The 24638-nt window shown below is 68.1% G+C and carries 19 protein-coding genes, 1 tRNA gene and 1 pseudogene; 11 read left to right on the top strand and 10 right to left on the bottom strand.

What is annotated here, in order from left to right; genetic code table 11:
• Together ACDP63_RS20975 and ACDP63_RS20970 are read right to left on the bottom strand one after the other, a co-directional pair.
• Window positions 1-133, bottom strand: a pseudogene (locus ACDP63_RS20975) (ABC transporter ATP-binding protein); the annotation flags it as partial.
• A gap of 14 nt (window positions 134-147) precedes the next feature.
• Window positions 148-1347, bottom strand: coding sequence for an ABC transporter substrate-binding protein (locus ACDP63_RS20970; RefSeq protein ID WP_409928586.1), 1200 nt, complete (start codon window positions 1345-1347; stop codon window positions 148-150).
• A 189-nt stretch (window positions 1348-1536) separates the two neighbouring features.
• Here ACDP63_RS20970 and ACDP63_RS20965 point away from each other — a divergent pair, with 189 nt between their 5' ends.
• The gene (locus ACDP63_RS20965; protein WP_409928585.1) at window positions 1537-2454 is read left to right on the top strand and encodes a LysR family transcriptional regulator; all 918 of its coding nucleotides are present in this window, start codon (window positions 1537-1539) and stop codon (window positions 2452-2454) included.
• A gap of 396 nt (window positions 2455-2850) precedes the next feature.
• On the opposite strand, the gene putA is transcribed toward ACDP63_RS20965, so the two are convergent.
• Entirely contained in the window at window positions 2851-6270 is a 3420-nt protein-coding gene (gene putA, locus ACDP63_RS20960; RefSeq protein ID WP_024844379.1) for a bifunctional proline dehydrogenase/L-glutamate gamma-semialdehyde dehydrogenase PutA, read from the bottom strand.
• A 109-nt stretch (window positions 6271-6379) separates the two neighbouring features.
• Here putA and ACDP63_RS20955 point away from each other — a divergent pair, with 109 nt between their 5' ends.
• The 3 genes from ACDP63_RS20955 to ACDP63_RS20945 all read left to right on the top strand — a co-directional run bounded on the left by ACDP63_RS20955 (window position 6380) and on the right by ACDP63_RS20945 (window position 8360).
• Entirely contained in the window at window positions 6380-6844 is a 465-nt protein-coding gene (locus tag ACDP63_RS20955; RefSeq protein WP_024844378.1) for an Lrp/AsnC family transcriptional regulator, read from the top strand.
• 269 nt (window positions 6845-7113) lie between these two features.
• Window positions 7114-7248 (top strand): hypothetical protein, encoded by a 135-nt coding sequence (locus tag ACDP63_RS20950; RefSeq protein WP_256233568.1) that lies wholly within the window; start codon window positions 7114-7116, stop codon window positions 7246-7248.
• Window positions 7249-7295: 47 nt separating this feature from the next.
• Window positions 7296-8360, top strand: coding sequence for a transposase (locus tag ACDP63_RS20945; RefSeq protein WP_231486726.1), 1065 nt, complete (start codon window positions 7296-7298; stop codon window positions 8358-8360).
• 383 nt (window positions 8361-8743) lie between these two features.
• Here ACDP63_RS20945 and dnaE read toward each other — a convergent pair whose 3' ends face one another.
• Complete coding sequence (dnaE, locus tag ACDP63_RS20940; protein WP_024844376.1) at window positions 8744-12214, bottom strand: DNA polymerase III subunit alpha; 3471 nt, start codon at window positions 12212-12214, stop codon at window positions 8744-8746.
• Window positions 12215-12306: 92 nt separating this feature from the next.
• Between dnaE and ACDP63_RS20935 the strand changes: the two genes are divergently transcribed.
• The 4 genes from ACDP63_RS20935 to ACDP63_RS20920 are packed head-to-tail and all read left to right on the top strand — an operon-like array spanning window position 12307 to window position 16862.
• Window positions 12307-13821, top strand: a complete 1515-nt coding sequence (locus ACDP63_RS20935) for an ABC transporter ATP-binding protein (RefSeq protein WP_024844375.1) — start codon at window positions 12307-12309, stop codon at window positions 13819-13821.
• The gene (locus ACDP63_RS20930; protein WP_024844374.1) at window positions 13808-14878 is read left to right on the top strand and encodes an ABC transporter permease; all 1071 of its coding nucleotides are present in this window, start codon (window positions 13808-13810) and stop codon (window positions 14876-14878) included. The genes ACDP63_RS20935 and ACDP63_RS20930 overlap by 14 nt, the downstream gene beginning before the upstream one ends.
• Window positions 14875-15762 carry an ABC transporter permease gene (locus ACDP63_RS20925; protein WP_024844373.1) on the top strand — a complete coding sequence of 296 codons (888 nt, stop codon included), beginning with the start codon at window positions 14875-14877 and terminating at the stop codon, window positions 15760-15762. The genes ACDP63_RS20930 and ACDP63_RS20925 overlap by 4 nt, the downstream gene beginning before the upstream one ends.
• A 23-nt stretch (window positions 15763-15785) precedes the next feature.
• Window positions 15786-16862, top strand: coding sequence for a BMP family ABC transporter substrate-binding protein (locus ACDP63_RS20920; RefSeq protein ID WP_024844372.1), 1077 nt, complete (start codon window positions 15786-15788; stop codon window positions 16860-16862).
• A gap of 55 nt (window positions 16863-16917) precedes the next feature.
• Here the strand turns inward: ACDP63_RS20920 and dps are convergent, their stop codons facing one another.
• The 5 genes from dps to ACDP63_RS20895 form a co-directional block, all read right to left on the bottom strand.
• Window positions 16918-17409, bottom strand: coding sequence for a DNA starvation/stationary phase protection protein Dps (dps, locus tag ACDP63_RS20915; RefSeq protein WP_256233597.1), 492 nt, complete (start codon window positions 17407-17409; stop codon window positions 16918-16920).
• A 127-nt stretch (window positions 17410-17536) separates the two neighbouring features.
• The gene (locus tag ACDP63_RS20910) at window positions 17537-17770 is read right to left on the bottom strand and encodes an acyl carrier protein (RefSeq protein WP_011748063.1); all 234 of its coding nucleotides are present in this window, start codon (window positions 17768-17770) and stop codon (window positions 17537-17539) included.
• Window positions 17771-17906: 136 nt separating this feature from the next.
• Window positions 17907-18644, bottom strand: coding sequence for a 3-oxoacyl-ACP reductase FabG (fabG, locus tag ACDP63_RS20905; protein WP_024844370.1), 738 nt, complete (start codon window positions 18642-18644; stop codon window positions 17907-17909).
• 63 nt (window positions 18645-18707) lie between these two features.
• Entirely contained in the window at window positions 18708-19634 is a 927-nt protein-coding gene (fabD, locus tag ACDP63_RS20900) for an ACP S-malonyltransferase (protein WP_024844369.1), read from the bottom strand.
• A gap of 72 nt (window positions 19635-19706) precedes the next feature.
• Entirely contained in the window at window positions 19707-21044 is a 1338-nt protein-coding gene (locus tag ACDP63_RS20895) for an ATP-binding protein (RefSeq protein WP_024844368.1), read from the bottom strand.
• Window positions 21045-21102: 58 nt separating this feature from the next.
• On the opposite strand from ACDP63_RS20895, the gene ACDP63_RS20890 reads away from it, so the two are divergent.
• The 3 genes from ACDP63_RS20890 to ACDP63_RS20880 all read left to right on the top strand — a co-directional run bounded on the left by ACDP63_RS20890 (window position 21103) and on the right by ACDP63_RS20880 (window position 24155).
• Window positions 21103-21969 carry an MBL fold metallo-hydrolase gene (locus ACDP63_RS20890; protein WP_024844367.1) on the top strand — a complete coding sequence of 289 codons (867 nt, stop codon included), beginning with the start codon at window positions 21103-21105 and terminating at the stop codon, window positions 21967-21969.
• Between the two features lie 103 nt (window positions 21970-22072).
• A tRNA-Asn gene (locus ACDP63_RS20885) sits at window positions 22073-22147 on the top strand.
• A 571-nt stretch (window positions 22148-22718) separates the two neighbouring features.
• Window positions 22719-24155 carry an alanine/glycine:cation symporter family protein gene (locus ACDP63_RS20880; RefSeq protein WP_231486722.1) on the top strand — a complete coding sequence of 479 codons (1437 nt, stop codon included), beginning with the start codon at window positions 22719-22721 and terminating at the stop codon, window positions 24153-24155.
• 118 nt (window positions 24156-24273) lie between these two features.
• Here ACDP63_RS20880 and ACDP63_RS20875 read toward each other — a convergent pair.
• A partial coding sequence (locus ACDP63_RS20875) for an inorganic phosphate transporter (RefSeq protein ID WP_409928584.1) occupies window positions 24274-24638 on the bottom strand: 365 nt, incomplete at its 5' end.

Here is a 24638-nt window from a genome sequence, read left to right as displayed (position 1 = left end):
CGCCATTGGGCCCGATCAGCGCATGGATGCGCGCATGCGCCACGTCCAGGTCGACATCGTTCACCGCCGTGAAACCCGCGAAATCCCGCCCAAGGCCGCGGGCGGACAAAACCACCCGCGGCTCGGATTGCATAGCAAGCGCCGCCATCACTGGACCAGCGGGCAGCCGCTTTCGGCGGGGTCCAGGAAGGCCTCGTCGCCCGGAATGGTGGCCAGGACGTTGTAATAGTCCCAATCCTCGGTCACGTCGCCGGGGGCCTTGACCTCCATCAGGTAGACATCCTTGATCAGCCGCCCGTTGGGCCCGACCTTGCCGCCCTGGGCAAAGACGTCGTCCACCGGCATCTCGTGCATCTTGGCGGCGACGGCCTCGGTCTCGTCTGTGCCCGCGGCCTCGATCGCCTTGAGATATTGGGTGACGGCCGAATAGGTGCCGGCATGGACCATGTTCGGCATGACGCCGGTGCGTTCCTTGAAGCGTTCACCGAACTCGCGCGATTCCGGCGTGCGGTTCCAGTAGAAGCTTTCGGTCAGCGTCAGTCCCTGCGCGGCATCGAGCCCGATGCCATGCACCTCGGCCAGGGTGAAGAGCAGCGCCGCAAGGCGCTGGCCGCCGGCGGTGATGCCGAACTCGGCCGCCTGCTTGATGGCGTTCTGCGTGTCCATGCCGGCATTGGCCAGGCCGATCACCTTGGCGCCCGAGGACTGCGCCTGGAGCAGGAACGAGGAATAATCCGTCGTCGCCAGCGGGTGGCGCACCGCGCCCGCGACCGTGCCGCCCTGCGACTTGACGAAATTGCCGGTCTGCTCTTCCAGCGAATAGCCGAAGGCATAGTCGGCCGTCAGGAAGAACCAGCTGTCGCCGCCCTCTTTCACCAGCGCGCCGCCGGTGCCCACGGCCAGCGCATGGGTGTCATAGGCCCAGTGGAAGCCATAGAGGGTGCATTGCGCCCCGGTCAGTTCCGTCGTGGCGGCGCCGGTATTGACGGTGATCTTCTTCTTTTCCTGGCTCAGCGCCTGCACCGCCAGGCCGACCGAGGAGGTGGTCAGCTCCATGATCGTATCGACCTGTTCGGTATCATACCATTGCCGGGCGATGTTCGAGGCGATGTCGGGCTTGTTCTGGTGGTCGGCGGTGACGACCTCGATCGGCGCGTCCAGCACCGTGCCGCCGAAATCCTCGACCGCCATCCGCGCGGCCTCATAGGAATACTTGCCGCCGAAATCGGCATAGACGCCCGACTGGTCGTTCAGGATGCCGATCTTGACCTTGCCGTCCGAAATTTCGGCCAGGGCAGGCGTAGCAATAAGGCCGACCGCGGCGGTCGACAGCAGAATCTTTCGCATTATGTCCTCCTAAAGGCGCATCCCTTCCGCCGGCCGCCTCTGCCTGCCGGGTGGGAATGCTGTCCTGTTACCCGCGAGGGGGCGACTCTCGCCTTGCCCCTCTCGCATCGAACGATGCCGACAATTCCGCTTTGACACAAGTGTTCAGAGAGGTTTAATTTCTTACAGGGTGTGTGCGTTTTCGAACAGATGGCCAATCTCAGCTGGGACGACCTGCAATTCTTTCTGGCGGTTGTGCGCGAAGGCCAGCTTTCGCGGGCCGCGCGGCATCTGGGCACTTCGCATGTCACCGTCTCGCGCCGCATCGACCGGCTGGAGCAGGCGCTGAATACCCGCCTGTTCGAGCGCAATCCCCGCGGCTACGAGCCGACCCCGGCCGGGCAGCGCCTGATCGAGGCGGCCGAGCGGATGGAGGAAGCCGCCGGGCTGATCCCGCTGGAGCAATCCGCCGCCACCGGCCAGACGCGGCCGCTGCGGCTGGCCATGCCCGAGGGCTTCGGCAGCCTGTTTTCCACCCATCTGCTGCCGGCCTTTGCCACGGAGTTTCCGCTGATCTCGCTGGAACTCATCACCATGCCGCAGGTGCTGTCGCTGTCGCGGCGCGAGGCGGACATCTCGATCACGCTGGATCCGGTGACGAGCGGCCCCTATCGCTCCGAGCGGCTGGTGGATTATACGCTGCATCTTTACGCCACGCGCGAGCATCTGCGCAGCCTGCCGCCGATCGCCAGCCCCGAGGATCTGCCCCGGCTGCGCTTCGTCGGCTATATCGAGGAGATGATCTTCGCCCCCGGCCTGGACTATCTGGGCGAGATCCATCCCGCGATCCGGGCCGGGGTGAAAAGCTCCAGCATCTTCAACCAGCTGGCGGCGGTGCGGGGCGGGCTGGGGATCGGTGTGCTGCCCTGGTACATCGCCGCGAAATATCCCGAATTGCAGATCGTCCTGCCCGACCGGGTCCGCCTGACCCGGACCTATTGGCCGACTTGCCACCGCGACCTGCGGGTGATGCAATGGGTGCGGGCGGTGATCGGCTTTCTGTCGGCAAGGCTGGCCGAGCGCGGCCATGAACTGTCCCGCCCCCTCGGCCATGCCGGTCCGGGCTGAGGCCCGCCGGCGCGATCGCGTCCCCAGTTCGGGCCGCCGCGTCCTGCGCTGCATGGGCGGTTTATTCTCTGGAAGCGGTCGCGCAATCCGGGGCGGAGCAAAGCCCCTGCCCTGCCCGGCGGCCATCGCCACGGCCGCCCCGGCCTGGGTTGATGCCCTGCGGGCGGGCGCGGCGGTATTCGTCGGTGATCCGCGTCATGTTCGGCTCGCCCCTTCCCTTCGTCCCCGGCAGCGCGGCCAAGCGGAGGCGCTCATGCGCCATCCGGTGCCGGGCGAAGCGGCGGGCGGTCCTTTCCGGCCCGGCCTCGGCCCCGCCGGCGGGGCCGATGGCTCAGGGAACGGCCGCGCCGGACCCGTTCAGAAAGACAGGGGGCCGCAGCGGCCCCCCGCGAACCGTCAGCCGGCCAGCAGCGCGGCGTTGCCGCCTGCTGCGGTGGTGTCGACGCAAAGGTGGCGCTCATGCGCGACATGGGCAAGGTCGGGCATCGCGGTGATCAACTGCACGATCTCGCCCTCGCGCGCCGCCAGGGCCTGGGCATAGGCGCGACCCTGCGCCTCGTCGCCCCACCACAGCACGGCGGAAAGCTGCGGCAGCCGGGTCAGGGCCTCGGGGGGCAGCGCGCCATCGGCACCGACGGCCTGCCCGCCAAGCGCCTGGACCGCCGCCACCTGCGCCGCCACGGCCTGCGGGCCGGGGCCGAGGCACAGCACCGGCGGGCGGCTATGCGCCGTCAGGCGGTTCAGCTCGCCCGTGGGGCCGGGCATCAGTTGTTCCTCGATCTTCTTCGGGGCCGCGCCGGCCAGCGCGCCGCGCAGCCGGGCCTCGTCGGCCTGGCCCTGCCAGGTGCCGGCAGAGGCCGCAGGCGCGGCGGGCGTAAAGAAGCGCGGCACATAGCGTGGCCCGCCGGCCTTGGGCCCGGTGCCCGACAGCCCCTCGCCGCCGAAGGGCTGGCTGCCGACCACGGCGCCGATCTGGTTGCGGTTGACGTAGATATTGCCGACATGAATCGCATCCGAGACCTCCTGCACGCGCGAGTCGATGCGGGTGTGCAGCCCGAAGGTCAGGCCGAAGCCGCGGGCGTTGATCTCGGCGATCACCTGGTCCAGCTGGTCGCCCCTGAAGGTCGCGACATGCAGGACCGGGCCGAAGATCTCGCGTTCTAGGTCATTGATGCCCGAGACCTTCAGCAGGGTCGGCGGGATGAAATAGCCCCGCGACGGCGCGGCCAGCCTGTGCAGCACGCGGTTTGCATTGGCGGCGATGTAATCGGCGATTTCCTTTTGCGCGCCGGGGTCGATGACCGGGCCGACATCGGTGGTCAGATCCCAGGGGTCGCCCACACGCAGCTCGTCCATGGCGCCCTTGATCATCTCGATCAGATGCGGGGCCACGTCCTCCTGCACATAAAGGCAGCGCAGCGCAGAACACCGCTGGCCGGCCGAGCGGAAGGCCGAGTTCACGATGTCGCGCACCGCCTGTTCCGGCAGCGCGGTGGAATCCACCACCATCGCGTTCAGCCCGCCGGTCTCGGCAATCAGCGGCGTGCCGGGCGCCAGGTTCGCGGCCATGGTGCGAGCGATGGTCTGCGCGGTCTCGGTCGAGCCGGTGAAGACCAGCCCCGCGACGCGCGCATCCGAGGTCATCGCCGTGCCGACCACGCTGCCGCGGCCGGGCAGCAGTTGCAGCGCGGTTTTCGGAACCCCCGCCTGATGCAGCAGGCCGATGGCATAGGCGGCGATGACGGGCGTCGGCTCGGCCGGCTTGGCGATGACGGCATTGCCGGCCATCAGCGCCGCCGCGATCTGGCCGGTGAAGATCGCCAGCGGGAAGTTCCACGGGCTGATCGCGCCGACGATGCCACGCGGGGCATCGGAGCAATTCTCGCCCTCGGCGGCGTAATAGCGCAGGAAGTCCACCGCCTCGCGCAGTTCAGCCACCGCATCGGCCAGCGACTTGCCGGCCTCGCGGCCGAGAATGCCGAAGATCGGGCCGTAATGCGCCTCGTAAAGATCGGCCGCACGGCGCAGCACCGCGGCGCGCTCCTCCGCCGGCGCGTCCCAGATGCGCGCGTCCTCGATGGCGCGGGCGGCGGTCTCGGCATCGACCATCATCACCCGGGCGATCCTTTCCCCCGTCGCCGGGTTGACCACATCCTGCATCTTGCCCCTGGGCTCCGAGACGGTCAGCGGCATCGCATCCGGGATCGCCACGTCGCGGGCAGCGTAGATACGCGCAAGGGTCTCCTCGTCGGTCAGGTCGAAGCCGGTCGAGTTCCGGCGCGAGGCGCCGAACAGCGCCTCGGGCGCCACCAGCGAGCGCGGCGGGCGGGCGTCCGCCAGCGCCTCGAAGGGATCGCGTGCGACCTCCTCGGGCGAGACGGATTCGTCCACGATCTGGTGTACGAAGCTGGAATTGGCGCCGTTCTCCAGCAGCCGGCGCACCAGATAGGCCAGCAGGTCGCGATGCGCGCCGACCGGCGCATAGATGCGGCAGCGACCGTTATAGTCGCGCAGCACGATGTCGTGCAGCCGCTCGCCCATGCCGTGCAACCGCTGGAACTCGAAGCGGGTCTCGCCCGCCATCTCCAGGATCGCGGCGACGGTATGGGCGTTATGGGTGGCGAATTGCGGATAGATCCGGTCGGCATAGCCGATCAGCTTGCGGGCATTGGCAATGTAGCTGACATCGGTCGCGACCTTGCTGGTGAACAGCGGAAAGCCCGGGAAGCCCTCGACCTGCGCCCGCTTGATCTCGGTATCCCAATAGGCGCCCTTGACCAGCCGCACCATGATGCGGCGGTCCAGCCGCGTGGCGGTCTGGTAGAGCCAGTCGATCACCTGCCCGGCGCGCTTGCCATAGGCCTGCACCACCACGCCGAACCCGTCCCAGCCGGCCAGAGAGGGATCGGCCAGCACCGCCTCGATCACCTTCAGCGACAGCACCAGCCGGTCCTGTTCCTCGGCGTCGATATTCATGCCCATGCCGGCAGCCTTGGCCTGCCGCGCCAGCTTCAGCACCACCGGCACCAGCTCGGTCATGACGCGGGCCTCCTGCGCCACCTCATAGCGGGGATGCAGGGCCGAAAGCTTGATCGAAATGCCGGGATTCTCCTCGACCGAGCCCTTGGTGCAGGCTTTCGCGATGGCCGCGATGGCGTCGGAATAGGCGCGGTCGTAGCGCGCCGCATCCGCTCCGGTCATCGCCGCCTCGCCCAGCATGTCGTAGCTGTAGGTAAAGCCCTGCGCCTCGCGTTTGCTGGCGCGCTCCAGCGCGGCTTCGATGGTCTGGCCCAGCACGAACTGCCGGCCCATCTCCTTCATGGCGCGGCCGACGGCGGTGCGGATCACCGGCTCGCCCAGCCGCCGCACGGCGCGGCGCAGGGTGCCGGCAATCCCGGCCTGGTCGTCGTCCAGCACCTTGCCGGTCAGCATGAGCGCCCAGGTCGAGGCATTGACCAGCGAGGACGACGCCTCGCCCAGGTGCCGGCCCCAGTCCGATGGCGCGATCTTGTCCTCGATCAGCGCGTCGATGGTCATGCGGTCGGGGACGCGCAGCATCGCCTCGGCCAGGCACATCAGCGCCACGCCCTCGCGGGTGGACAGCCCGTATTCGGCCAGGAAATGCTCCATCATCGTGGGCTTGGCCTCGTCGCGGATGCGGCGTACCAGATCGGCGGCCCGGCGCGTGATCGCGGCGCGGGCCGCGGGGCTCAGCGCCGCCTGCGCGACCAGCCGGTTCAGCAGTTCCGCCTCGTCGGCGAATTTCGCCTGGGTGGAAAACGCGCCGGAAAGCTCGGTGGGGTTGACACGTATCATGCCGATCTCCTTATTCGATAGGGCAGTATTACCAGATGCCGACTAGGCGGTGCGCCTGAAAATGGGCCACTTTCTAGGCCGTTGGAACAAAATCGAGGCGATTTTCAGAATGGACCTGAACTTGGACGCGCAGGACCGCAGGATCCTGGCGGAACTCACGCAGAACGCCCGCATCCCGATCGCCGAGCTGGCGCGGCGGGTCGGGCTGTCCAAGACCCCGGTGGCGCAGCGCATCAAGCACTTGGAAGAGATCGGCCTGATCACCGGCTATCGCGCCATCCTGTCGCCCCTGAAGCTGGGCCTGACCCATGTGACCTATGTCGAGGTCAGCATGAACGACACCCGCGAGCATGCGCTGCAGCAGTTCAACGCCGCCGTCCGCGCCATCCCCGAGGTCGAGGAATGCTACATGATCGCCGGCGGCTGCGACTACCTGATGAAGGTCCGCTCGCGCGACATGGCCGATTTCCGGCGCATCCTGGCCGAGAAGATCTCCACCCTGCCCCATGTCAGCAACACCTCCAGCCATGTCTCCATGGAAGCCGTCGTCGAGCAAAATTTCCGCCCGGGATGAGGAGCCGGCACGCCGGCGGCGAACTGCTGCAAACAGCGTCGCCTTGGCCTTGCGCATGGCGGCCTTGGCCCGCATTGATTGGGACGGTATGGGCTCCGAACCGGGCCAGCCGCCCGGCACCGCGGAAAAGGCCGCCAAGCCGGTCCGCCCCCTATCCTGAGCCCTGAGATGCGGTGACGGGGCCTGCGTCGCGCGCCACCCGTTACCGCTTGCAAGATCAGGGGCAAGCTGTCGCCGTTCCGTATCGGATCCAGGCGGAGGATTGCAGGATGAAGTTGTTTGCTGGATTGGATGTATCGCTGGAAAAGACCGCTATCTGCGTGATCAGCGAACATGGAAAGTTCATGATGGAGGCGCAGGCTGCCAGCGAGCCTGAAGCGCGGACGCGCCGGATCCGGGAATGAGAGGACACCATCGCCGCCATTGGCCTTGAAGCAGGGCCCTTGTCGCAATGGCTGCACCGAGGGCTGACCGAGGCGGGACTGGAGGTCGTGTTGATGGAAACCCGGCAGGTGAAGGGCGCTCTGCAGGCCATGCCGGTCAAGACGGACCGGCGGGACACAGAAGGCATTGCGCGCCTGCTTCATCTCGGTTGGTTCCGGCCCGTTCATCGCAAGTCGATCTCGGCGCAGGAACCGCGCGCGGCTTGGTGCCCGCCAGGCCGGTCAGCAAGGCTTCATCGCTCTGGAGCTCTCCCTGCGGGGGCTGCTGCGGAACTTCGGGTGAAGGTCGGCGCGATCTCCCCTGGCAGGTTCGAACACCCTGTCCGGGAGCTGGCGGCAGACACCCCGATGCCGGTCGCCGCGACAGAGCCGATGTTGCGGGCGCGGGCATCCGCGACGGCCTGCGCGAGGCTCTGGGCCTGTGGATCGCCGAGAGCGAGGGCGCCAAATTCTGGCGCTCGGCGATGAACGAATTGAAGAACCGCGGGCTCCAGAACCACCTGATCGCGGTGGTGGACGGGCTGAAGGGCTTTTCGGAGGCGATCACCGCCGCCTTTCCGGAGGCCATGGTCCAGACCTGCCCTCGCCATGGTCTCTCGGACCAGTGGCGTTCCCATGGCTCGATGCATCTGGTTCGCCATAGCCTGAACTTCTGCTCATGGAAGGACCGCAAGGCGGTGGCAGCCGATCTGCACCGGATCTACCGGGCCACGACCGCCGACATGGCCGCAGCCGAGCTTGATGCTTTCGAGGAAAAATGGGCCGGGAAACACGCCTCCATTGCCCCCGCCTGGCGCCGGGCATGGGCCGAGGTGATCCCGTTCTTCGCCTTCGATCCGGCAATCCGAAAGGTGGTTTATACGACCAGCGCCATTGAGAGCCTGAACCGCGTGATCCGGAAAGCCATCAAGGCACGCGGATCGCTCCCGATGGACAAGGCTGCGACCAAGCTGATCTACCTGGCGATCCGCAGCTTCGAGAAGGATGGCCGCAACGTCCGGGAATGGTTTGCGGCCCGCAACCAGTTCGCCATAACGTTCGGCGAGCGCTTCGCCGCTCGCGTAGCCGCTTGAGTATCTGAAACCGCATGGGACCGGCCAGATACACAAAATGCAGGACACTCCCTCTGCGGCATATCCTGTTCCAGGCCGCCCTCGTCGCCGCACATCACAACCCCATACTGAAGGCCTTCGCGCAGCGACTGCGCGACGCCGGAAAACCGCACAAGGTCATCATCACTGCGGTCGCCCGCAAGCTCATCACTATCGTCGACGCTCTATGCAAAGCGCGCAAAACATGGGGGCTTCAAGTCGCCTGACAGATACAGTTGCTGGCAGATGCATCGCCTGCCAACCGGCAATGGTGCAAGCTGAAGCCCGGCGCGCCCGCGCGCAGGCCCGGCTTGCGGAACGGCGGGACGGGAATGCCGGGACAATGCGGGCACCGCACCCGGCCCCTATTCCTCCAGCACCTCCAGCACGCCGGGGATCACGCGCAGGGCCTGGCGGGCGGGCGTGGTCAGCGGCGCATCCTCGGCGATCTCGATATCGACCAGGTCCGCGCCATCCTTCAGCCGCAAGGCGATGGGGCCGCGGGCGCGGGCGGGGGCGTTCAACTCGGCCAGGATGCGGGACAGCGCCTCGGCAACGGCGGGCACGGCGTCCAGCCCGGCGATCTCGACCGCCAGCCGGTTCGCCCCGGCATCCGCCACCGCCTGCTCCAACGGCATGACCGAGCGCGCCAGCAGCTTGACCTGGTCGCCCGAAGGCTCGACCTGGACCTGCAGGACGACGTTCTCGCCCGGCTCAAGGTGCTGGCGATGCGCGTCCAGCGTGTCGGAAAACACCGTGACCTCGTAAAGCCCGCTCGGGTCGGACAGGCCGACAAAGGCGAAACGGGTGCCGCGGGCGGATTTCTTTTCCTGCCGATGCGCCACGGTGCCGGCCAGTTGCGCCACCAGCGCCCCGTCGGCCGCCGCCTGCGTCACCTCGGCAAGCGTCTGCACCCCCTTGCGGCGCAGCGCCGGCTGATAGTCGTCCAGCGGATGCCCGGACAGGTAGAAGCCCACCGCCGCATGTTCCTCGGCCAGCTTCTCGGCCGGCATCCAGACCGGCGCGGCGACCGGCCGCGGCGGCGGCAGATCCTCGCCCCCGCCGAAAAGCGAGGACTGGCTGGAGGCCGCCGCCGCCTGCACCGCCGCCGACCAGGCGACCAGCCCGTCCAGTGATTTCAGCACCCGCGCCCGGTTCGGTTCCAGCGCGTCGAAGGCGCCGGCGCGGGCCAGCATCTCCAGCGGCCGCTTGCCGACCCGGCGCATGTCCACGCGGCGGGCAAAGTCGTGCAGATCGGCAAAGGGCCGCTCGCCGCGGGCCTGCACGATCAGGTTCATCGCCTCGACGCCCACGCCCTTGAGCGCGCCGAGCGCATAGAGGATCTTGCCGTCCTTGACGCTGAAGGTGGCCTCGGAGCGGTTGACGCAAGGCGGCATGGTCTCGATCCCCATCCGGTCGGCCTCGCGCTTGTAGACGGCGAGCTTGTCGGTCAGGTGGATATCGCAGTTCATCACCGCGGCCATGAACTCGACCGGGTGATTGGCCTTGAGCCAGGCGGTCTGGTAGCTGACCACGGCATAGGCCGCCGCATGCGACTTGTTGAAACCGTAATTGGCGAATTTCTCAAGCAGGTCAAAGACCTCTCCGGCCTTCTTCGCGTCGATTCCCTGCTGCTTGCAGCCCTCGACGAATTTCGGCCGTTCCTTGGCCATCTCCTCGGCGATCTTCTTGCCCATGGCGCGGCGCAGCAGATCGGCGCCGCCCAGCGAATAGCCGGCCATGACCTGGGCGATCTGCATCACCTGTTCCTGGTAGACGATGATGCCCTGGGTCTCGGCCAGGATGTGATCGATGGAAGGATGAATGGATTCAAGGGGTCGCAGGCCGTTCTTCACCTCGCAATAGGTCGGGATGTTCTCCATGGGGCCTGGGCGGTATAGGGCGACCAGCGCCACGATATCCTCGATGCAAGTCGGCTTCATGCGCCGCAGCGCGTCCATCATGCCCGAGCTTTCGACCTGGAACACCGCCACCGTCCGGGCGCTGGCGAACAGGTCATAGCTGGGCTTGTCGTCCAGCGGGATGGCGTTGATCTGGTTCTCGGCCCCCTTGGCCGGCTCGTAGAGCACCCGGCCGTCGGCCGCGACATGCAGCGGCCGCCCGCCGGCATTGATCAGATCGACCGCATTCTGGATCACCGTCAGGGTCTTGAGGCCGAGGAAGTCGAACTTGACCAGCCCCGCCTGCTCGACCCATTTCATGTTGAACTGCGTCGCCGGCATGTCCGAGGCCGGATCGCGGTAAAGCGGCACCAGCCGGTGCAGCGGCCGGTCGCCGATCACCACCCCCGCGGCATGGGTCGAGGCATTGCGCAGCAAGCCCTCGATCTTGGCGGCATAGTCCAAGAGACGGCCGACCACCTCTTCGCGGGCCGCCTCGCGCAGGCGCGGCTCGTCGGCCAGCGCCTTGGTGACGCTGACGGGCTTGACGCCCTCGACCGGGATCATCTTGCTGAGCCGATCCACCTGGCCGAAGGGCAGTTGCAAGACGCGGCCCACGTCGCGCACCGCGGCCTTGGACAGCAGCGCGCCGAAAGTGATGATCTGGCCGACCTTGTCGCGGCCGTATTTCTCCTGCACGTATTGGATCACCTCCTCGCGGCGATCCATGCAGAAGTCGATATCGAAGTCGGGCATCGACACCCGTTCCGGATTAAGAAACCGCTCGAAGAGCAGGCTGTAACGGATTGGATCCAGGTCGGTAATCGTCAGCGCATAGGCGACCAGCGACCCCGCGCCCGAGCCGCGGCCGGGGCCGACGGGAATGCCGTGTTCCTTGGCCCATTTGATGAAATCGGCCACGATCAGGAAATAGCCGGGAAAGCCCATCTGCTCGATGATGCCCAGCTCGAAGCGCAGGCGTTCCTCGTATTCCTCGACCGGGGCGGAATGCGGGATCACCGCCAGCCGGGCGCGCAAGCCGTCCCAGGCCTGGCGGCGCAGCTCCTCGACCTCGTCATCGGCAAAGCGCGGCAGGATCGGCTTGTGCTTCTTGACCGCGAAGGCGCAGCGGCGGGCGATCTCGACGGTGTTCTGGACCGCCTCGGGCAGGTCGGCGAACAGCGTCGCCATCTCGGCGGCGGTCTTGAAGTAATGCTGCGGGGTCAGCCGGCGGCGCGGCGCGGTCTGGTCGACATAGGCGCGTTCCGAGATGCAGATCAGCGCGTCATGGGCGTCGAAAAGCTCGGGCTTCGGGAAATAGACGTCATTGGTCGCGACCAGCGGCAGGTCCAGCGCATAGGCGATGTCGATCATGCCGCCTTCGGAACCCGCCTCTTCGGGGACCGGCTGGCCCTCGGCATCGTGATGGCGCTGCAATTCGACGTAAAGCCGGGTCGGAAAGGCGGCGGCCAGCCTTTCCGTCAGCGCGCGCGCCTCGGCCTGCCGGCCTTGCAGCACCAATTGCCCCAGCGGGCCGCCGGCGCCGCCGGTCAGGCAGATCAGCCCCTCGGCATGGCTCTCCAGCTCCTCGACCGTCACATGCGGCAGGGCATGGTCGTCGCGCAGGTAAAGGCAGGTCGAAAGCGCCATCAGGTTCAGCCAGCCCGCCTCGTTCTGCGCCAGCAGCACCACCGGGCCGGTGACATCCCCCGCCAGCGCGACCTGGCAGCCGATGATTGGCTGCACGCCGGCATCCTGCGCCTTGACCGAAAATTCCAGCGCCGCGAACAGGGCATTGCTGTCGGTCAGCGCCACGGCGGGCATGCCGTTCTGCGCCGCAAGATCGGCCAGCTTCTTGACCGGCACCGCGCCTTCCAGCAGCGAATGTTCGGAATGGGTGCGCAGGTGGATGAATCGGGGGGAATTTTCAGGCATGGCGCCAATCTAGGGGCGACCTGCCCAACTGTGCAATTGCCCCTCGGCGGAAAACCGCTAATCTTGCGCAAAAAGCAGCGAGGCGCGCAACAGTGAGCAATGTTTTCCGGGCCGAGGGCCTGGGCAAGACCTATCCCGGCGTGCGCGCCAATGACGATGTGTCCTTCGCGGTCGAGGCCGGCGAAATCCATGCCCTGCTGGGCGAGAACGGCGCCGGCAAATCCACGCTGGTCAAGATGATCTATGGCCTGGTGCGGCCGGACGAGGGGCGGATGGCGCTGCTGGGCGCGCCCTACGCGCCGCATGATCCGCGCGCCGCTCGTGCCGCCGGCGTCGCCATGGTGTTCCAGCATTTCAGCCTGTTCGACGCGCTGACCGTGGCCGAGAACATCGCGCTGGGGATGGAGAACCCGCCGCCGCGCGCCGAACTCTCGCGCCGCATCGCCGAACTGTCGCAGAGCTACGGCCTGCCCCTGAACCCCGCGCGCCGCATCGCCAGCCTTTCCGCGGGCGAGCGGCAGCGGGTCGAGATCCTGCGCTGCCTGTTGCAGAGCCCGCGGCTGCTGATCATGGACGAGCCGACCTCGGTGCTGACCCCGCAAGAGGCCGAGATCCTGTTCGCCACCCTGCGGCAATTGGCCGGGGCCGGCACGGCGATCCTGTATATCAGCCACAAGCTGGAAGAGATCCGCAGCCATTGCGACCGCGCCACCATCCTGCGCCAGGGCAAGCTGGTGGGCACGGTCGATCCGCGCGCCCATTCCGCGCGCGAACTGGCGGCGATGATGGTCGGGGCCGAGATGCGGCTGGTGGACCGATCGGGGCGCAAGCCCGCCGCGCCGGTGCTGGAGGTGCGCGGCCTGTCCACGGTCGGCGGCGAGGGCATGGCGCTGAAGGATGTCGCGCTGTCCCTGCGCTCGGGCGAGATCCTGGGCATCGGCGGCGTCGCCGGCAACGGGCAGGAGGAACTGCTCTCGGCGCTGTCGGGCGAGACCGCCACCGCGCCGGGCACCATCGCGCTGGAAGGCCGCGACCTGTCGCGCGCCGGCCCCGAGGCGCGGCGCCGCGCCGGGCTGCTGGCCGCGCCCGAGGACCGGCTGGGCCATGCCGCCGTGCCCGAATTCAGCCTGGCCGAGAACACGCTGCTGACCGCGGGCGCCCGGCAGGGGCTGATCCGCAAGGGCCTGATCGACCGCAAGGCGGCCACCGTTTTCGCGCAACAGGTGATCCGCGCCTTCGACGTGCGCACCCCCGGCCCGGATACGGCGGCGGGCGCGCTGTCGGGCGGCAATTTGCAGAAATTCGTCATCGGCCGCGAGGTGCTGGGCCGGCCGCGGGTGCTGGTCGTCAACCAGCCGACCTGGGGCGTCGATGCCGGCGCCGCCGCCGCCATCCGCCAGGCGCTGCTGGACCTGGCCGCACAGGGCGCGGGACTGATCGTCATCAGCCAGGATCTGGACGAATTGCTGGAGCTTTCGGACCGCTTCTGCGCCCTGAACCAGGGGCGGCTGTCCGCGCCCCGCCCGACCGAGGGGCTGACGGTCGAGGAGATCGGGCTGATGCTGGGCGGCGCCCATGGCATGGAGGTGGCGCATGTTCCGGCTTGAACCCCGCGCTTCGGCGCCGCTGGTCTGGCAGGTCGCGACCCCGGTCCTGGCGGTACTGGCCACGATGATCGTTGGCGGCGGGCTGTTCGCCGCCATGGGCTTCGACCCGCTGGCCGCGATCCGCACCATCTTCTGGGATCCGCTGTTCGGCCCCGCCGCCGGCTATTCGCGGCCGCAACTGCTGGTCAAGGCCGGGCCGCTGATCCTGATCGCCTCGGGCCTGGCGCTGGGGTTCCGCGCCGGGATCTGGAACATCGGCGCCGAGGGCCAATACATCATCGGTGCCATCTGCGGCGCCGCGGTGGCGCTGGCCGCCTATCCGCTTGACGCCTTCTGGATCTTCCCGGCGATGATCCTGGCCGGCGCAGCGGGCGGCTGGGCCTGGGGCATGGTCCCGGCCATGCTGCGCAACTGGTTCGGCGCGTCCGAGATCCTGGTTTCGCTGATGCTGGTCTATGTCGCGCAGCGCATCGCAGCCTGGATGGCCTTCGGCCCGATGAAGAACCCCGAGGGCTTCAACTTCCCCGGCTCGCGCAACCTGCAGCAATATGACCCCGCCGCGAACCCCGAGTTGATCGCCAATTCAGGCCTGCATTGGGGCGGCGTGGCGGCGGTGCTGGCCCTGGCGGCGACCTGGTTCGTCATGTCGCGGCATGTCCTGGGCTTTCACATCCGCACCGCCGGCGCCGCGCCGCGCGCCGCCCGTTTCGCCGGCGTGCGCCCCGAGCGGCTGGTGGCGCTGTGCCTGGGCGTCTCGGGCGCGCTGGCGGGCCTCGCGGGGCTTTTCGAGGTCGCAGGCCCGGCCGGGCAGATCACCGAAAGCTTCGGCTCGGGCTACGGCTTCACCGCGATCATCGTGGCCTTCCTGGGCCGGCTGCACCCCTTGGGCATCCTGCTCGCCGGGCTCTTGATGGCGCTGACCTATATCGGCGGCGAGCTGGCGCAGATGATGCTGAACCTGCCCGCGGCGACGGTGCAGGTCTTCCAGGGGATGCTCTTGTTCTTCCTGCTCGGCTTCGACCTGCTCACCCGCTACCGCATTCGGAGGCGCGCATGATCGACCCGCTGTCCGTCTTTATCCTGCTGCTCGGGGCGGCGACGCCGATCCTGTTCGCCGCGCTTGGCGAACTGGTGGTCGAGCGCGCCGGCGTGCTGAACCTGGGCGTCGAGGGCATGATGATCACCGGCGCGTTGGCCGGCTTCGCCGCCGCCCATGCCAGCGGCAGCCCGGCGCTTGGCTTCGCCGCCGCCGCGCTCGCCGGCGCGGCGCTGTCGATGGGCTTTGCCGTGCTGACGCAATTCCTGCTGTCGAACCAGGTGGCGACGGGGCTGGCGCTGACGTTGTTCGGCCTGGGCCTGACCGCGATGTTCGGCAAGCCCTATGAGGGGATGAAGGCCCCGGCGATGATCTCCGGCCCCCTGGGACTGAACTGGATGATCTGGCTGGGCATCGTCCTGGTGCCCGCGGTCTGGTGGTTCCTGGCCCGCACCCGGCCGGGCCTGATCCTGCGCGCGGTGGGCGAGAACCACGACGCCGCGCATGGCCTGGGTTATCCGGTGCGGCGGGTGCGCATCCTGGCCATCGGCTTCGGCGGCGCGCTGGCGGGTATGGGCGGCGCCTATATTTCCATCGCCACGGTGCTGCAATGGACCGAGGGCATGACCGCCGGCGCCGGCTGGATCGCGCTGGCCATCGTGGTCTTTGCGCAATGGAACCCCTGGGGGGCGCTGGCCGGCGCCTGGCTGTTCGGCGGCGTCACCGTCCTGCAGCTGCGCCTGCAGGCGGCGGGCGTCGCTGTGCCGGTGCAACTGCTTTCCATGGCGCCCTATCTCGCCACGATCATCGTGCTGGTGCTGATCTCGGCCCGGCAGAAATTCGGCCGCTCGGGCGGGGGTGCGGCCCCCGCCAGCCTGGGCCGGCCCTTCCACGCATTAAAATAGCCACAACCTGCAAGGAGCATGACATGAAACGCAGAACCCTTCTTGGCAGCGCCGCGGCGCTGGTGGCCAGCACGGCCCTGCCTGCCTTGGCGCAAGAGGAAAAGCTGAAGGTGGGCTTCATCTATGTCGGCCCGGTGGGCGACGGCGGCTGGACCTATCAGCACGACCTGGCCCGGCAGGCGGTCGAAAAGGAATATGGCGACCGGGTCGAGACCACCTATATCGAATCCGTGCCCGAGGGCGCCGATGCCGAACGCGCCATCACCCAGCTGGCGCTCTCCGGCCACAAGCTGATCTTCACCACCAGCTTCGGCTTCATGGACGCGACGATCAACGTCGCCAAGAAGTTCCCGGACGTGAAGTTCGAGCATGCCACCGGCTACAAGACCGCCGAGAACGTCGCCACCTACGACGCCCGCTTCTACGAGGGCCGTGCCGTCATGGGCACCATCGCCGGGCGCATGACCAAGTCGAACAAGATCGGCTATATCGGCTCTTTCCCGATCCCCGAGGTGGTCCAGGGCATCAACAGCTCGTATATCCACGCCAAGAAGGTGAACCCGGATGTCGAGATGAAGGTGGTCTGGGCCTATAGCTGGTTCGACCCCGCGAAAGAGGCCGACGCCGCCGCCGCGCTGATCGCCGAGGGCGTGGATGTGATCCTGCAGCACACCGATTCCACGGCGCCGCTGGCCAAGGCGCAGGAGGCCGGCGCCATCGGCTTCGGCCAGGCCAGCGACATGGCGGCCTTCAAGCCCAGCCCGCGGGTTTCCTCGATCATCGACAACTGGGCGCCCTATTACGTCAAGCGCGTGGGCGAGGTGCTGGACGGCAGCTGGACCTCGCATTCGGTCTGGCTGGGCATCGGCGATGGCGAGGTCGAGATCGGCGAGATCACCGAGGCCGTCCCCGCCGAGGTCAAGGAGGAGGCGCTGGCGCTGAAGGACAAGATCGCTGCGGGCGAATACCACCCCTTCACCGGGCCGCTGAAGAAGCAGGATGGAAGCGACTGGCTGGCCGAGGGGCAAGTGGCCAGCGACGAGGAACTCTCCTCGATGAATTTCTATGTCGAGGGCATCACCGCGCCGATGCCGAAATAACCCGCGGCACAAGCGGCAAACCGGGGCCCTGGCCCCGGTTCACCCTGCGGAAAGCCTATTCCAGATGGCTTTCCAGGAACCACAGATCCTTGTCCGCCGTACGCGAGGCGGCGGTGAACAGGTCGGCCGTATCGGCATCGCCGGCCTCGTCGGTCGCGTCTATGGCGGCGCGCACCTTCTCGCCATAGTCGCGCATCCGCTCGCAGACGGCCTTGATATGATCCTCGGCCTTGGTCAGGTCGGTGGGGTATTCCTTCAGCGTGCTGGCCTTGGCCACCTTCTCGACCGTGCCGACGGCCACTCCGTCCAGCACCTGCACGCGCTCGGCCATCATGTCCACATGCTCGTCCAGCCGCGCCTTCACGGTGTCGAACAGCTCATGCACCGCGATGAAGTTGCGGCCCTTGACGTTCCAGTGCGCCTGCTTGATCGCCGCCGACAGCGCCAGCGCATCGGCAAGGCGGGCATTCAGCTCGGCGATCGCGGTCTTGCGGGCATTGTCGCTCAACCCTTTGACATTCACGGCCATGAAACTCTCCTTCGTCAGGTTCGCCCTTGAAACGAAGGCAGCCGCGCGGCGGTTCCCCGCGACGCTGGGTCAAACCGCCGCAGCCAAGGAAAAGGGCGGCGCCTTCCACCGAAAGCACCGCCCCGAAAAGCTGCTCAGAGCTGGATCAGACCGCGCCCTGGATGAATTTCACCGCATCGCCAAAGGTCTGGATGGTCTCGGCGGCATCGTCCGGGATCTCGATGCCGAACTCTTCCTCGAAAGCCATGACCAGCTCGACGGTGTCCAGCGAATCGGCGCCGAGATCGTCGATGAACGAGGCGGTCTCGGTGACCTTCTCTTCATCGACACCCAGGTGCTCGACGACAATTTTCTTCACGCGATCAGCGATATCGCTCATGTCTCTTCCTCGTTTTCGCGGGCAATCCGCCCAGATGTTCCAGCGATTGCCGGTCAGAGCCCAGGGCGGTTCCCCTGCGGCCTTGTTTGCGGGATATAGCACGGGAACGTGATCTTGCAACCCGCATAAACCATCATCAGATCATCGCCATGCCGCCGTTGACATGCAGCGTGGCGCCGGTGACATAGCCCGCTTCGGGGCTGGCCAGATACAGCACCGCAGCGGCGATTTCCTGGGCCGAACCCATGCGCCCGGCGGGGATCTGCGCCAGGATCCGGCCCTTCTGCTCGTCGTTCAGCTTGTCGGTCATCGCCGTCTCGATGAAGCCCGGCGCGACGCAGTTCACCGTGATCCCGCGCGAGGCGACCTCATAGGCCAGGCTCTTCGACATGCCGACCAGCCCGGCCTTGGCAGCGGCGTAATTGCCCTGCCCCGGATTGCCGGTGGCGCCCACGATCGAGCCGATGTTCACGATCCGGCCCCAGCGCGCCTTCATCATGCCGCGCAGGACAGCCCGGCACAGCCGGAAGCTCGAGGTCAGGTTGACCTCCAGCACCTGTGCCCATTCCTCGTCGGACATGCGCATGAACAGGTTGTCGCGGGTGATCCCGGCATTGTTGACCAGGATGTCGACCGAACCCATGGCCTCGGCCGCCGCCTTGGGCAGCGCCTCGACCGCCGCCGCATCGGCCAGGTTCGCGGTCACGACATGCGCCCGCGCGCCCAGCTTCTCGGCCAGCTCGCGCAACGGCGCCTCGCGCGTGCCCGACAGCGCCACCGTGGCGCCGGCGGCATGGAGCGCCTCGGCCACGGCACCGCCGATCCCGCCCGAAGCGCCGGTCACCAGCGCATTCCTGCCTGTCAGATCAAACATCAAGCTCTTCTCCGTTTTCCAAATACCCCGGGGGAATCCCGCAGGGATGGGGGCAGAGCCCCCTCATGCCTTCAGCGCCGCGATATCCGCCGGAGCGCCTATGTTCCTGACCGCGGCATCCTTGGCGATGCGCTTGATCATGCCCGACAGCGCCTTGCCGGCGCCGATCTCCCAGAACTCGGTGACGCCGGCGCCCGCCAGGAATTCGACCGACTCGCGCCAGCGCACGGCGCCCGTCACCTGCTCGACCAACAACCGCCGGATGGCGCCGGGCTCGGCCACCGGCTCGGCGCGGACATTGGCCACCAAGGGCACCGCCGGCGCGGCGATCTCGACCGCAGCCAGGGCCTCGGCCATCGCCGCCGCCGCCGGCTGCATCAACGCCGAATGGAACGGCGCCGAGACCGGCAGCATCAGCGCCCGCTTGGCGCCGCGCTCCTTGGCCAGCGTCGCGGCGCGCTCGACGGCAGCCTTGTGGCCCGAGATCACCACCTGCGCCGGGTCGTTGTCATTGGCGGCCTGGCAGACCTCGCCCTCGGCCGCGTCGCGCGCGATCTGGTCCACCGCGGCGAAATCCAGGCCCAGGATCGCCGCCATGGCGCCCTGGCCGACCGGCACCGCCTCCTGCATGGCCTGGCCGCGCAGGCGCAGAAGCCGCGCGGTATCGGCCAGGCTCAGGGCACCGGCCGCGCAAAGCGCCGAATATTCGCCCAAGGAATGGCCGGCGACGAAATCCGCGTCCCCGATGCCGAAGCCCTCGGCCTCCAGCGCCCGGAAGGCCGCGATCGAGGTCGCCATCAGCGCCGGCTGGGCGTTCCGCGTCAGGGTCAGCGTCTCGATGTCGCCGTTCCAGACCAGCTCGGACAGGCTCTCTCCCAACGCCTCGTCCACCTCGGCAAAGACCTCGCGCGCCGCCGGATAGGCCTCGGCCAGCTCGCGCCCCATGCCGACGACCTGCGCGCCCTGCCCCGGAAATACGAATGCCCGCATCGCGGAATCCCTTCTGTCTTATGTCCTTGCGACAGCCTTAGCCCGCCACGTCCCTTGCCGCAACCGCGCCGGTCAGCGCGGAATCACGATCTCGGCCCGCAGGCCGCCCAGCCGCTCGCCCCGGCCCAGCCGCAGCTGCCCGCCATGGGCGCGGGCGATGTCGGCGGCGATGGACAGGCCCAGCCCCACGCCCTGGCCGCGATTCTGGTTGCGGGCGGGATCGAGCCGGGTAAAGGGCTTCAGCGCCTCCTCGCGCCGCTCGGGCGGGATGCCGGGCCCGTCATCCTCGACCGAGATGCGGAAATAGCTCGGCCCCAGCGCCGCCTCGACCTCGGCACGCTCGCCATAGCGCACGGCATTGCCGATCAGGTTCTCGACGGCGCGGCGCAGGCTGTCGCGGCGAAAGGTGGCGCGGCCTGCCTCGTCGCCGGCCACCGAATGCAGGACAACCCGCTGCCCGCCGCGCTGCGCATCGGCGACGATGCCACGCACGAAATCCAGCGCCGGCACCGGCTGGGGCGGTGCGTCCTGCGCCGCGTCGCGGGCATGGTCCAGGAAGGCATCGACCATGGTGCCCATGGCCGCCACGTCGCTTTCCAGCGCCGCGATCTCCTCGGGCTCGGGCGGATAGTCGGGGCTCAGCATCGACAGGCCCAGCCGCAGCCGGGTCAGGGGCGTGCGCAGGTCGTGGCTCACGCCCGAGAGCATCTGCTTGCGCTGCTCGTTCTGGCGCTCGATGCGGGCGCGCATCTCCAGGAAGGCGGTGCCGGCGCTGCGGATCTCGCTGGCACCGGCGGGGCGATAGGGGATGATCCGCCCCTTGCCGTATTCCTCGGCCGCGCGCGCCAGCCGCTTGATCGGGCGCAGCTGGTTGCGCAGGAAGATCGTCGCGATGGCGGTCATCAGAAGCGAGGTGCCCACCATCAGCACCAGCAGCTGATGCGGGTTCGAGGCGCTGACCCGGCTGCGCGGAAAGACCAGCCGGTAATGCCCCCAGCGGCCCTGAAGCGTCACACGCACCTCGCGCCGGTGACTCAGGTCGACGGCGCGCACGGCGGGCACCTGCCGGTGCAGCTCGGCGATGACGATGCGCCCCGACAGGTCGTAGAAGGTCCGCCAGTCCGCGCCCGGTGGGGCGGGCAGGAGCAGCTTCAGCCCCAAAGGCCCCGCGACCTCGCCCGCCGAATCGCGCGCCGCCGCGATATCGGGGACCGCGTCGATGCGGGCCGCGACCAGCGCGACCTCATGCGCCATGCCGGCGGTCATCTGCCGGGTCACGTCCTCGAAATGGCGCTGCAGGAACATGATGGTGACGACGACGGTCACCACCACGACCGGCAGGAACAGGATCAGCGCCGCCCGTCCGTAAAGCCCGCGCGGCATGGTCCGTTTCAGCCAGTCGAAATTCATTGCCTCATGTCCCACCCGGCCCTTGGAATATGGGCCCTGCCATGGCTAGGTTATCGCCATGACAAGCGCCGAGAAAGCCCTGCGGATCATCACCGCCGACAATCCCTCGCCCTTTACCGGGCCGGGCACCAACACCTTCCTGCTGGGACGCGAGCGGATCGCCGTGATCGACCCCGGCCCGGACCTGGCCGCGCATCGCCTGGCGATCCTGGCCGCGGCCGGCTCCGGCCGCATCAGCCATATCTTCGTCACCCATGCGCATCTGGACCATTCCGGCGGCGCCCACGCCCTGGCCCAGGCGACCGGCGCGCCGGTCCTGGGCTTCGGCCCCGCCGAAGCCGGCCGCTCGGCGGTGATGGCGCGGCTGGCGCGCGAAGGCGCCATCGACGGCGGCGAGGGGCTGGACCGCGGCTTTGTCCCTGACATCGCCCTGGCCGACGGCGCGGTGGTCGAGACCGAGGAATGGCGCCTGACCGCGCTGCACACGCCCGGCCATTTCGCCGGCCACCTGGCCTTTCGCCAGGACGAGACGATCTTTTGCGGCGACGTGGTGATGGGCTGGTCCTCGACCATCATCTCGCCGCCGGACGGCGATCTGGCGGATTACTTCCGCTCGCTGGCGCGGCTTGATTCGGCGGGCGCGCGCCTGCTGCTGCCGGCGCATGGCGATGCGGTGCGCGATCCCGCCGCGCGCCTGGCCGAGCTTGCCGCGCATCGGCGCGAGCGCACGATGCAGATCCTTGCCGCGCTGCGCGACGGTCCCGCCACGGCCGAGGCGCTGGCGCGTCGAATCTACCGCATCCCGCCGGCAATGATTCCCGCGGCGACGCGCAACGTGCTGGCGCATCTGATCGCGCTGTCCGAGCTTGGCGCGGTCTCGACCCCCGGGCCGATCGGCTCGGATTCGGTGTTTGCCGCGCATTGACCCGGCCGGGCTTAGGCCGGCCAGGAATTTTTCGGATGGATGAAAAAAATCCGCAAACCCCTCTGGACGACCCCAAAGAGCGAGGCTATACACCGCCCCGTGTTCCGGCGTAGCTCAGCGGTAGAGCAGTTGACTGTTAATCAATTGGTCGTAGGTTCGATCCCTACCGCCGGAGCCAAAAATCCTTAGATTTCAGCTACATGCGGCACCGCCCTAGGCGGTCCGTCCGACCGTCCGAATGCGTCCGCGTCGGACGGTCTTGCGATGTTTCATTCCCGGCCCCCACAGCCCGTGGCCAGGCGGGCCGGCGTGACCATCCCCGTGCTGCCTGCGCCGGTGGTTCGTGATGCTTGCCCCCCCGACGCCCTCCGACGCCCCCGGCCGCGGTATCCGGCATCCGCCGCGCTTGGCAAGCCGAAGGGAGACCGCCAAGGCCCTCGCCCCGCCCCAGGCCTTGCTTGCCACCGGACCATGCCATGCGCCGGGTTTCCTTCGGCAATGTCTTCGAAGCGCGCCCTCCCGCGCCCTGCCATCCCCGACCGGCACGCGCGGGGGCTTTCGCCTCGGCCCTCGGGCGGAGTGCCAGTTCCGCGGGATGTATCCTCTTGCGCGGGCCTCCGCTCGGGGTCGCCTGCCGCGGACCGTCTTGCGGTCGCCGGGCTTGACATTTCGCGCCCGGCCCCGCCGTTTGCGGGCCATTGCAACAACAAGAGACGGGATTGATGGGACTCGAACGGATAGAAGAAGTCTTGGGAAGGATCGGCGGGATCGTCTGGGGGCCGTATCTGCTTATCCCCCTGCTGCTGGGCACCGGGCTTTACCTGACGATCCGCCTGCGGGGCATCCAGCTTGTCCGGCTGGGCGCAGCCCTGCGCCTGGGCTTGCTGAAGCGCAAGGATGACGACGCCGAAGGCGACATCTCGCAATTCCAGGCGCTGACCACCGCCATGGCCGCCACCGTCGGCACCGGCAATATCGTCGGCGTGGCGACGGCCATCGCCGCCGGTGGACCCGGCGCGCTGTTCTGGATGTGGGTCACGGCGATCCTGGGCATGGCCTCGAAATATGCCGAGGCCTTCCTGGGCGTGCGCTTCCGCACCACCGACGAGGTCGGCGAGAAGAACGGCGGCCCGCAATACTACCTCGAGCGCGGCATCCCGAACGGCTTCGGCAGGGCTCTGGCGCTGTGCTTTGCCATCTTTGCCGTCTGCGCCTGTTTCGGCATCGGCAACATGACCCAGGGCAATTCGATCGCCTCGAACCTCGAGCGCAGCTTCCTGATCCCGACCTGGATCACCGGCATCGTGCTGGCCGGCCTGACGCTGGTGGTACTGGTCGGCGGCATCAAGTCCATCGGCCGCGTGACCGCCGGTCTGGTGCCGGCGATGATCCTGTTCTACGTGCTGGGCGCGCTCTACATCCTGCTGGTCAACATCCAGGCGCTGCCCGCCGCCCTGGCCGAGATCTTTTCGCAGGCCTTCACCGGCACGGCAGCGACCGGCGGCTTCCTGGGCTCGACGATCATGATCGCGGTGCAGTTCGGCGTCGCGCGCGGCATCTTCTCGAACGAATCCGGCATGGGCTCGGCCGCCATCGCCGCGGCTTCGGCGCAGACCACGCATCCGGTGCGGCAGGGGCTGGTGTCGATGACCCAGACCTTCATCGACACGATCATCGTGGTGTCCTGCACCGGGCTCGTCATCATCACCACCGGCGTCTGGAAGCAGGTCGATCCGCAGACCGGGTCGCAGATCTCGGCCTCGATCATGACGGCAGAGGCCTTCAGCCACGGGTTGCCGGGGCAATGGGGGCACTGGATCGTCACCGTCGGCCTGGTGCTGTTCGCCTATTCGACCATCCTGGGCTGGGCCTATTACGGCGAGCGCAACCTGGAACGGCTGGTCGGCCATCGCGGCGTCCTGCCCTTCCGCATCCTGTTCTCGCTGGTTGTGCTGCTGGGCTGCACGGTGCAGCTGGGCGTGGTCTGGAACTTCTCGGACGTGATGAACGGGCTCATGGCGATTCCGAACCTGATCGGCCTGCTGATCCTGTCGGGCCTGATCGCGCGCGAGACCCGGTTCTACCTGCGCCACGATCCCCGGCTGGAGGCCAACCGCCAGCAGATCGAGGCTTTCATGAAGGGCCAGCCCAGCTGGGAGGAATGGAAGGCAAGCGAGCGGTCCTGACGCATCGCCGGGCCGAAACCCGGGGCCGACCGGACCGCCGGCCGGCCCTGCGCGGTCCGCCTTTCCCTGCGCTGCCCCTTTCTGTTCTTCTGCTGATTGGTCTTTGTTGTCGGGGGTATCAGGCTGCGATCTGGCGCAGGACGAGGAAGAGGATGGCCGAGAGCATTGCCGCGGCGGGGACGGTGACGACCCAGGCGGCGGCGATGGTCAGCACGTGCAGCCGGCGCACCAGCTTGCGGCGCCGGCGCTCGTCGGGGGGCAGATCGGCGGGGGGCAGATCGGCGGCGGGCAGGTCGGCGGGCCGGGGAACGGCCATGCGGGCCTGCCTCAGCCGCCGCTCGGCATCCCATTCGCGGAAAAAGCCCACGCCGAAGATCGCGCCCACCGCGATATGGGTCGAGCTGACCGGCAGCCCCAGCGCGCTGGCCAGGATGACCGTGATCGCCGCCGACAGCGCCACGCAATAGGCCCGCATCGGGTTGA

Origin of the sequence: Paracoccus sp. P2 (assembly GCF_046335115.1) — a bacterium.
GTDB lineage: Bacteria > Pseudomonadota > Alphaproteobacteria > Rhodobacterales > Rhodobacteraceae > Paracoccus > Paracoccus pantotrophus.
Note: the sequence above shows the minus strand (reverse complement) of the source record. Positions and strands in the feature narration are given on the sequence as shown.